The 3812-nt window shown below is 67.8% G+C and carries 2 protein-coding genes; both read left to right on the plus strand.

What is annotated here, in order from left to right:
- Nucleotides 1-154: 154 nt before the first annotated feature.
- Entirely contained in the window at nucleotides 155-2311 is a 2157-nt protein-coding gene (locus J7E24_RS00005) for a hydantoinase/oxoprolinase family protein (RefSeq protein ID WP_215133847.1), read from the plus strand.
- Nucleotides 2308-3765: a hypothetical protein gene (locus tag J7E24_RS00010; RefSeq protein WP_215133848.1), complete on the plus strand. Its 1458-nt coding sequence runs from the start codon at nucleotides 2308-2310 to the stop codon at nucleotides 3763-3765. The genes J7E24_RS00005 and J7E24_RS00010 overlap by 4 nt, the downstream gene beginning before the upstream one ends.
- Nucleotides 3766-3812: the final 47 nt, after the last annotated feature.

Here is a 3812-nt window from a genome sequence, read left to right on the forward strand (position 1 = left end):
TTTTTCGGAGAGGGGGCCGGGGGGGTGAGGCGCACGCGGAGGGCGACATGCGGGAACTTAAGCCCCAATCCACCCCCACTTAAGGGCCCAACCCCAAAAACGGGTCATTACAGTGAGCGGTTCCCGGCGGGGCCGCTCGCCACCTGCCAGCAGTATGCGCAAAATTAAAATCGGAATTGACGTAGGCGGCACCTTCACGCACGCTGTGGCCCTGGATGTGAACGGCCTGCAAGTGGTGGGCAAGGCCTGCGTGCCCACCACCCACCAGGCCGCCGAGGGCGTGGCCCGCGGCGTCGTCGAATCGATGCAGGTGCTGCTCGAAGCCGCCCGCATCGACCCGGCTGAGGTTATCCTGATTGCCCACTCGACCACCCAGGCCACCAACGCGCTGCTGGAGGGCGACGTGGCCACGGTGGGCATAGTGGGCATGGGCAGCGGGCTGGAGGGCCGCCGGGCCAAGGGCGAAACCAACCTGCGCCACGTGCAGCTGGCCCCCGGCAAGCTGCTGCCCACCCGCTTCCGCTTCCTCGACACCCGCCAGCCCGTGAGCGAGGCCCAGGCCCGCGCCGCCATTGAGGAGCTGCTGGCCGAGGGTGCCCAGGTGATTGTGGCCTCCGAGGCGTTTGGGGTCGATAACCCCGAAAACGAGGAAACCGTAGCCCGCGTGGCGACCGAAATGGGCTTGCTGGCCACCGCCGCCAGCAGCATCTCTCAGCTCTACGGCCTGCGCGTGCGCACCCGCACGGCCGTCATCAACGCCAGCATGATGCCCAAAATGCTGGACACGGCCAACATGACCGAGGCCAGCATCCGGCAGGCCGGCATGACGGTGCCGCTGATGATTATGCGCTCTGACGGCGGCATCATGGACATCAACGAGATGCGCAAGCGCCCCATCCTGACGATGCTGTCGGGCCCGGCGGCGGGCGTGGCGGCGGCGCTGATGTACGCACGCATCTCCGACGGTATTTTCCTGGAAGTAGGCGGCACGAGCACCGATATTTCCGTCATCAAAAACGGCAAGGCCCAGATAAAAACGGCCCAGATTGGTGGCAACCGGCTGTACCTGAACACGCTCGACGTGCGCACGCTTGGGGTGGCCGGCGGCTCGGTGCCGCGTTTGCAGGGCAGCAGGTTTGTCGATGTGGGCCCGCGCAGCGCCCACATTGCCCGCCTGCACTACGTGGCCTTTGCCGACAATTCCGACTTTGCGGGCCTGCAAACCCGGGCCGTGCAGCCCCTACCCGGCGACCCCACCGACTACCTGGCCCTGCAGCGCCGCCAGGACGACCGGCCCGAATACACGCTCACGCCCACCTGCGCCTCCAACCTGCTGGGGCTGGTGCATGATTTGGGCCACGGCCAAGCCAACCAGGCGGCCGTGGCAAGCGGTTTTGCGGCCCTGGGTACTGCTTTGCAACGCCCGCCCCACGAGCTGGCCACCGAGCTGCTGAGCCTGACGGCCGAAAAAATCCGGCCCGTCATCCGCCAGCTTAGCCGCGAGTACAAGCTCGACCCGGCCCTGATTCAGTTCGTGGGCGGCGGGGGCGGGGCCTCGGCCATCGTGCCCTTCGCGGCCCGGGCACTGGGCGTCGAGCACACCATTACCCACAACGGCGAGGTGATTTCGGCCATTGGGGCGGCGCTGGCCATGATTCGGGATTCGGTGGAGCGCAATATTCTTAATCCTACCGAAGCCGATTTGCTGGCCTTGCGCCAGCGGGCGGTGGCCTCGGTGGTGAGCATGGGCGCCGAGCCCGACACGGTGGAGGTGACCATCGAAATCGACAGCAAAAACAAAAAAGTAGTTGCCACGGCCATGGGCGCCAGCGAGCTGCGGGCCCGCGAAACCAGCGGCGAAACGCTCAGTGAAGCCGATTTACTGGCCCGCTGTGCCCAGTCGCTGAAGTGCGAACCGGCGGCCCTGACGGTGGCCGGGCGCACCCGGGCGCTGCGGGCCGTGGCCCACCGCCACGAGCACCGCGCCTGGCTGGGCCTCGTGCGCCAGCAGCGCCAGGCGTTGCGCGTCATCGACCAGGAGGGCACCATCCGGCTCCAGCTGGCCGACTGCCTAGTGGCTACCGGTTCGAGCAGCGGCGTGAAAAACACTATCCGTGGGCTGGTGGAGGAGCTGACCAGCTTCGGCGACGCCGGGGCCCTGGTGCCCGATATATTCCTGCTCACCGACGCCCGCGTGGTGGATTTGACGGGCCTGATTCAGGAGTCCCAGATTATGGCCCTCGTGGATATTGAACTACACAAGCTGCTGCCCACCGATGAGGTAGTGGTAATTGCCGCCGAGAAAAAATGAGTGCCGACTACCCCGCAACTGCTAATCAGCAACCGCCCGCTACGCCCATCATCTTCGGGACCGATGGCTGGCGCGGCCTACTTGATACGGAAATGACGGCCGCCAACGTGGCCCGCGTGGCCGCCGCCCTGGCCGAGTACCTGCACCAGCAGCCCGGCCCGCCCACCGCCGCCGTGGGCTACGACGGCCGCCGCCAGTCGGCCGAGTTTGGCCGGCTGCTGGCCGAAATCCTGGCCGGCCGCGGCGTAGCGGTGCAGCTGGCCGACGGTATCGTGACGACGCCCGCACTGGCTTACGCCGTGCGGAGCCGGGGCCTGCGAGTGGGAGTGATGGTGACGGCCTCGCACAACCCGGCCGAGTACAACGGCCTCAAGTTTAAGGCCAGCTACGGCGGGCCATTTCTCACCGAGGAAACGCACCGCGTCGAGCAACTGCTCGACGGCCCGGCGGCCCCGGCCCCGCGCGCCGAACACGTGCCCGAAACCGACCTGGCGGCGCCCTACCTGGCCCAGCTGGCTTCGTTGGTGGACATGGACGCCATCCGGCGGGCCCAGCTGCCGGTGTTGATTGACTCCATGCACGGAGCCGGCCAGCGCCTGCTCCAGCAGCTGCTGCGCGCCCACGGCTGCCCCGCCGACACGCTGGCCGGCGACGCCCGCCCCGATTTTGGGGGCCGGGCGGCCGAGCCCATCGAAAAGAACCTGATGCCCCTGCGCGATGCGCTGGCGGCCCAACCCGGCCGCTACGCCCTGGGCCTGGCCACCGACGGCGACGCCGACCGCCTGGGCGTGCTGCTCGAAACCGGTCAGTGGCTCAGCGCCCAAGAAACCATTCTGCTGCTGGCCGATTTCGTGGTGAACGACAAGGGCCTGGCCGGCGACCTGGTGAAAACGTCATCGGTAACCGACAAGCTGCGACTGTTAGCCGCCCCCGGCCGCCGCATCCACGATGTGCAGGTGGGCTTCAAGTACATCTGCGAAGCCATGCTGGCCCACGACGTAGCCTTCGGGGCCGAAGAAAGCGGCGGCTACGGCCTCAAAGGCCACCTGCCCGAGCGCGACGGGCTGCTGTCGGGGCTGCTGGTACTCGAAATGCTGGCCCGCTCGGGCTACCGTACCTTGGGCGAACTGGTGCAGGCCAAGCGCCGGCAGTTCGGCCCCATCTACTACGACCGCATCGACCAGGAGTACCACCACCCCGACCGCCCTGCCAAGCTGCCCGCCCTGCACGCCGCCCCGCCCGCCGCACTGGCCGGCTGGCCCGTGGAAGACACCGCCGCTTTCTATAGCAGCCGCGGCATCGTGAACGGCCTGAAGCTGCGGCTGCACGGCGACACCCGCTGGCTGCTGCTGCGCGCCTCCGAAACCGAGCCGTTGATGCGCCTCTACGCCGAAGGCCAGTCAGATGATGAGGTGCGGGCGCTGCTGGCGGCCGGGCAGGCGCTGCTGACGTAGCGCCTCACCCCCTAGCCCCCTCTCCGAAAAGGAGAGGGGGGACTAGC

The sequence above is a fragment of the Hymenobacter sp. ISL-91 genome (assembly GCF_018613725.1).
Lineage (GTDB): Bacteria > Bacteroidota > Bacteroidia > Cytophagales > Hymenobacteraceae > Hymenobacter.